The organism is Immundisolibacter sp. (assembly GCF_041625615.1).
Lineage (GTDB): Bacteria > Pseudomonadota > Gammaproteobacteria > Immundisolibacterales > Immundisolibacteraceae > Immundisolibacter.
This window is the reverse complement of sequence record NZ_JBFJTF010000141.1, coordinates 1-5372: the sequence shown is the minus strand read 5'-3', so window position 1 is coordinate 5372 and position 5372 is coordinate 1. Positions and strand designations below refer to the sequence as shown.

At 67.0% G+C, this 5372-nt stretch carries 5 protein-coding genes; all 5 read left to right on the top strand.

Annotated elements, in window-relative coordinates; translation table 11 throughout:
- Positions 1-1863 (top strand): LPS-assembly protein LptD (locus tag ABYX71_RS10105; protein WP_372696374.1); only part of this gene is annotated, 1863 nt, incomplete at its 5' end.
- A 25-nt stretch (positions 1864-1888) separates the two neighbouring features.
- On the top strand, positions 1889-3151 hold the full coding sequence (locus ABYX71_RS10100) for a peptidylprolyl isomerase (RefSeq protein ID WP_372696373.1): 1263 nt from the start codon (positions 1889-1891) through the stop codon (positions 3149-3151).
- An 8-nt stretch (positions 3152-3159) separates the two neighbouring features.
- On the top strand, positions 3160-4134 hold the full coding sequence (pdxA, locus tag ABYX71_RS10095) for a 4-hydroxythreonine-4-phosphate dehydrogenase PdxA (protein WP_372696372.1): 975 nt from the start codon (positions 3160-3162) through the stop codon (positions 4132-4134).
- Entirely contained in the window at positions 4134-4898 is a 765-nt protein-coding gene (gene rsmA, locus ABYX71_RS10090) for a 16S rRNA (adenine(1518)-N(6)/adenine(1519)-N(6))-dimethyltransferase RsmA (protein ID WP_372696371.1), read from the top strand. Before pdxA ends, rsmA begins: the two co-directional genes overlap by 1 nt.
- Before the next feature lie 6 nt (positions 4899-4904).
- A partial coding sequence (locus ABYX71_RS10085) for a 16S rRNA (uracil(1498)-N(3))-methyltransferase (RefSeq protein ID WP_372696370.1) occupies positions 4905-5372 on the top strand: 468 nt, incomplete at its 3' end.

Sequence of the window (5372 nt, the reverse complement as noted above, 5' to 3'; positions counted from 1 at the left end):
GACCAGGGCACCATCGAGAACGCGAGCTATGCCCTGCGCGAGAAGCGTGCCCGCGGCCGGGCCACGCGCATCATTCGACGCGACGCCAGCCGCCATACCCTGGAAGGCGCCTTCTACACCACCTGCCCGCCCGGCAAGCGTGACTGGGCGCTGCGCGCCACCAAGGTCGACCTCGACTTCGACGACGGCCAGGGCTCGGCCCGCAACGTGGTCCTGGATTTCAAGGGCGTGCCCATTCTGTACAGCCCGTACTTCAGCTTTCCGCTGTCGGACGAGCGCAAGTCGGGCTTCCTGGCGCCGAGTGCCGGCAACTCGGACGAAACCGGTTTCGAGTTCCGGGCACCGTACTACCTGAACCTGGCACCGAACTACGACGCCACCATCACCCCGCGGTACATGAGCAAGCGCGGCCTGATGATGGGGGGGCTCGGCCGCTACCTGTTCCGCGGCACAGAAGGCGAGATCGGCGGCACCCTGCTGCCGTCGGACAAGGAAGCGGATCGCGACCGCAACTACGTTTTCCTGAAGCAGAACGGGCGCTTCACACCGCGCTGGACGCACTACCTCAGCTACAACCGGGTGTCCGACGACCAGTATTTCGAGGACTTCGGCAACAACCTGACCGACGTCAGCACGACCCACCTGCAGCGTCTGGCGACCACCAGCTACAACGGCGACAACTGGCGCGTACGCGGTCAGGTAGAGACGTATCAGACGCTGTCCGGCAGCCGTCCCTACCGGCGCCTGCCGCAGCTCATGTTCAACACCTCGGGCTTCCTGTTCGGCGATCTGAACTACGCCATCGACAGCGAATTCACCGAGTACGACCACCCGGACCTGGTCGACGGCACGCGCATCGATCTGTACCCGAGCCTGAGTCTGCCCTGGGAAACGGCTGCCTTCCGGGTCGAACCGCGGCTCGGCTTCCGCTACACCCAATACTCGCTCAACGACCAGCTGCCCGGACGCGACGACAACCCGAGCCGCTCGGTCCCCATCTTCAGCGTCGACAGCGGCATGTTCTTCGAACGCGACCTCGACCTGTGGGGCGTCGATGCGGTTCAAACCCTGGAGCCGCGGCTGTTCTATCTGTACATCCCCAACCGCGATCAGGACGACATTCCCCTGTTCGACACCAGCGATACCGACTTCACGTTCCAGTCGCTGTTCCGCACCAACCGCTTCTCCGGCCCCGACCGCCAGGGTGACGCCAACCAGGTCACCGCCGCCGTCACCAGCCGCATCCTGAGCGCCAGCAGTGGCGTTGAAATGCTGCGCACCAGCCTCGGCCAGATCCGCTACCTGCGCGACCGCCAGGTCGGACTGCGGCCGGGATCGGCGATTGAAGCCAGCGAGTCCGCGATCGTTGGCGAACTGTGGGCGCGCCTGACCCGCTCGCTCACCGCGCGTGGTGATCTTGAGTGGGATCCGGACAGCGGCAGCACGCAGCGCTCGGTGTTCGGTCTGTACTACCGACCCGACAACGGTGTGCTGCTGAACGCGTCGTACCGCATGCGGCGCGAACTGCCCAAGCTGTCGGCGCCGGGACTGACCGAGAGCCTGGAACAGATCGACATCTCCGGCCTGATTCCGCTTGGACGCAACTGGCAGCTGGTCGGGCGGTCCTATTACTCGTTGCCGGAGTCGAAGATCATCGAGAGCTTCATCGGCCTCGGTTACGAAAGCTGCTGTTGGGGCGCGCGGGTGGTCACCCGCCGCTACGTGCGCAGTCTCAGCGGTGACACCACCAGCGCCATCCTGTTCGAGCTGGAACTGAAGGGACTGACCAACATCGGCAACAAGGTGGAAAACCTGCTCACCGAGGGCGTGTTCGGCTACAGCCGCGACGCCTACGGCTACTGACGACAAGTTGCGGAAACATCCTGACGTGAAACGACTGCTTCTGTTAATCGGCGCGCTGCTGCTGACACCCCTGGCGCCGGCCGCCAACCTCGACCGCGTGGTGGCGGTCGTCAACAAGGACGTCATCGTCGAAAGCGAGCTTGAGCGTGAAGTCCAGCGCATTCTGTCGGACTTGCAGCGACGGGGGACGGCGGTGCCGCCACGGCACGAGTTCGAACGCCAGGTGCTCGATCACCTCATCCTTCGTCGCCTGCAGGTGCAACTGGCCGACCAAGCCGGGATCAACATCAGCGACGACGAACTGAACTTCACCCTGCAGAACATCGCCCAGCGCAACGACATGACGCTGAGCCAGATGCGCGAGACGATCGTCGTTGAGGGCGGCAACTTCAGGGAGTTTCGCAACGACATTCGCGACGAGATGCGCATCACCCAGTTGCGCCAGAAAGAAGTGATCGACCGCATCGCCGTGTCCGAGGCCGAGGTGGAGCGCTTCCTGGCCGAAGGCGGCGCGGCGGCGGCCGGCCGCTACCGTCTGGCACACATCCTCATTCCGCTACCGCTCGATCCATCGCCGGAACAGCAACGGCGCGTCGCCGCCCGAGCCCGGGACGTGCACCAGCAGCTGACGGCGGGTGCGGATTTCGCCAGCACCGCCGTGGCGGTGTCCAAAGGCCAGCAGGCGCTCGAAGGCGGCGACCTGGGCTGGCGCAACGCCGACGAGCTGCCGGCTCCCTTCCTTGCGGCAGTGCGGGACCTGGCACCGGGTCAGATCAGCGAAGTGATTCCAAGTGCCAACGGCTTCCACATCCTGAAAGTTCTCGAATCGGATGCCGCGGGCGGCCGGCATGTGGTCGAGCAGACCCACGTCGAACACATTCTGGTCAAGGTCGAACCAGGCCGCGAGGACGAAGCCCGTGCGCGCGCCCAGTCGCTGCGCCGACGCATCCTGGCAGGCGAAAGCCTGCGCGATCTCGCCCGCACCCACTCGGACGACCCAACCTCGGCGATCAAGGGCGGCGACCTGGGCTGGGTCAGCAGCCAGAGCCTGGTACCTGCATTTGCCAAGGCGATGCAGGGCCTGCCCGAGGGCGAGCTCAGCGAACCTGTGAGGTCCAACTTCGGCTACCACCTGATCCGTGTACTCGGCCGGCGCAGCCATGACGACACCGCCGCCTACCGCCGCGCCCATGCCATGGAGACACTGCGCATGCGCAAAGCCGAGGAAATGACCCAGACCTGGTTGCAACGCCTGCGCGACGAGGCGTACGTGGAGCTGCGCCTGTAGGCGATGTGATGCGACGTCTGGCGCTGACCGTCGGCGAACCGGCCGGTATCGGACCGGACATCTGCCTGGAGGTCGCCCGCCAGCCGCCGGCGGGGGTGGCGATCACGCTGATCGGCGACATCACGCTGCTGCGCGCACGGGCCTCGCAGCTCGGATACGAAGTCAGCCTGGTACCGCTTGCGCCTGGCGTCCCCGCCGCGTCGCTGCCGAACACCGTGTCGGTCCGGCACGTACCGCTGACGCAGCTGCCCGACGCCGGCCGGCCGCTGCCCGTCAATGCCCCGGCGCTGCTCGAAACACTCAACGTCGCGGTCAGTGGCTGTCTGGACGGACACTTCGATGGGCTGGTCACCGCGCCGCTCGACAAAGGGGTCATCTGCGATGCGGGCGTGCCGTTTAGCGGCCACACCGAATACCTGGCCGGGCGCACCGGCACGGAGCAGGTGGTGATGCTCCTGGTGGCCGGCGCGCTGCGCGTGGCACTGGCCACCACCCACCTGCCGCTGCGCCAGGTGCCCGACGCCCTGAGCGTATCGGGTCTGACCGGCACTGTACGCATCCTCGCGCACGACCTGCGCCGGCGCTTTGGCATCGCCCGGCCCCACATCGCGGTGTGTGGCCTGAACCCGCATGCCGGCGAACGTGGCCATTTGGGGCGCGAGGAAATCGACGTCATCGCACCCGCCATCGCCGCCGCCGTTGCCGAAGGCATCGACGTCACCGGCCCGCTGCCGGCCGACACCCTGTTCACCCCATCACGACTCGAACCGTTCGACGCGGTGCTGGCCATGTACCACGACCAGGGGCTGCCCACACTCAAGTACGCCGGCTTCGGCCAGGCGGTGAACGTCACCCTTGGCCTGCCGATCGTGCGCACCTCGGTCGATCACGGTACCGCCTACGACCTGGCCGGAAGCGGCCGTGCCAACGCCGGCAGCCTGCGTGCCGCGCTTGATCTGGCGGCGACGCTGGGCACCGGCTGATGCACGCACCGCGCAAGCGTTTCGGCCAGAATTTTCTGCACGACCCGGCAACCATCGGCCGCATCGTGGCGGCACTGGACCCACGCCCGGGCGAACACCTGGTGGAAATTGGCCCTGGGCGCGGCGCCCTCACCGCGCCCGTGCTGGCGCGTACGCAGGCACTGACCGCCATCGAGCTGGACCGCGACCTGGCCGTGGACCTGACCGAACGCTTCCAGGACGACGGCCTGCACCTGATCGGCGCGGATGCGCTGCGATTCGACTTTTCCACCTTGGCGACAGCCGGCCAGCGGCTGCGCGTGTTCGGCAACCTGCCGTACAACATCTCCTCGCCCCTGCTGTTTCATCTGCTGACGTACCGCCAGGCGATCGCCGACATGCTGTTCATGCTGCAGCGCGAAGTCGTCGACCGCATCGTCGCCTCGCCCGGTGACGCCGACTACGGCCGGCTGTCGGTGATGATCCAGTACGCCTGCGCCGCCGAAGCGCTGTTCGTGGTGTCGCCAGGCGCCTTCTTTCCACCGCCGAAAGTGCATTCGCGCATGCTGCAGCTGACGCCCTACGTCACCCTGCCGCATCCCGCCACCGACGAGAGGCGGCTCTCTGACCTGGTTCAGCGGGCCTTCGCTCAGCGACGCAAGACCCTGCGCAACAGCGTCGGCACGTTGGTCACCGCTGCCCAGTTCGCGGCGGCCGGCATCGACCCCGGCCTGCGCCCGGAGCGGCTGTCGGTGGCCGACTTCGTGCGCCTGGCCAACAGCTGAACGGTCATGCGAATTCCGCGTCTTTTCATCGACCAGCCACTGCACTGCGGCGAACCGGTAACGCTCGACCGCCGCACCCACGATCACGCGATCAAGGTGCTGCGCCTGCGCTCCGGTGACCGTCTGGTTTTATTCAACGGGCGCGGCGGCGAGTTTGCCGCCACCCTGGTGCCTGGCGCCGACCGGACCACACTGCAGGCCATGGTCGGCGAGTTCACCCCCGACAGGGCCGAATCGCCCCTCACCGTGCGCCTGCTGCAGGGCATCTCGCGCGGGGAGCGCATGGACTACGCCCTGCAAAAGGCCGTCGAGCTCGGGGTCGGCGAGATCGTGCCGTTGGTCACTGAACGCACCGTGGCGCGTCTGACTGCAGAGCGCGAGGCACGGCGCCTGGCCCACTGGCGCGGGGTGGTATTGGCGGCGTGTGAGCAAAGCGGACGCACACGCCTGCCGCCGGTAGCCGAGCCGCGTTCG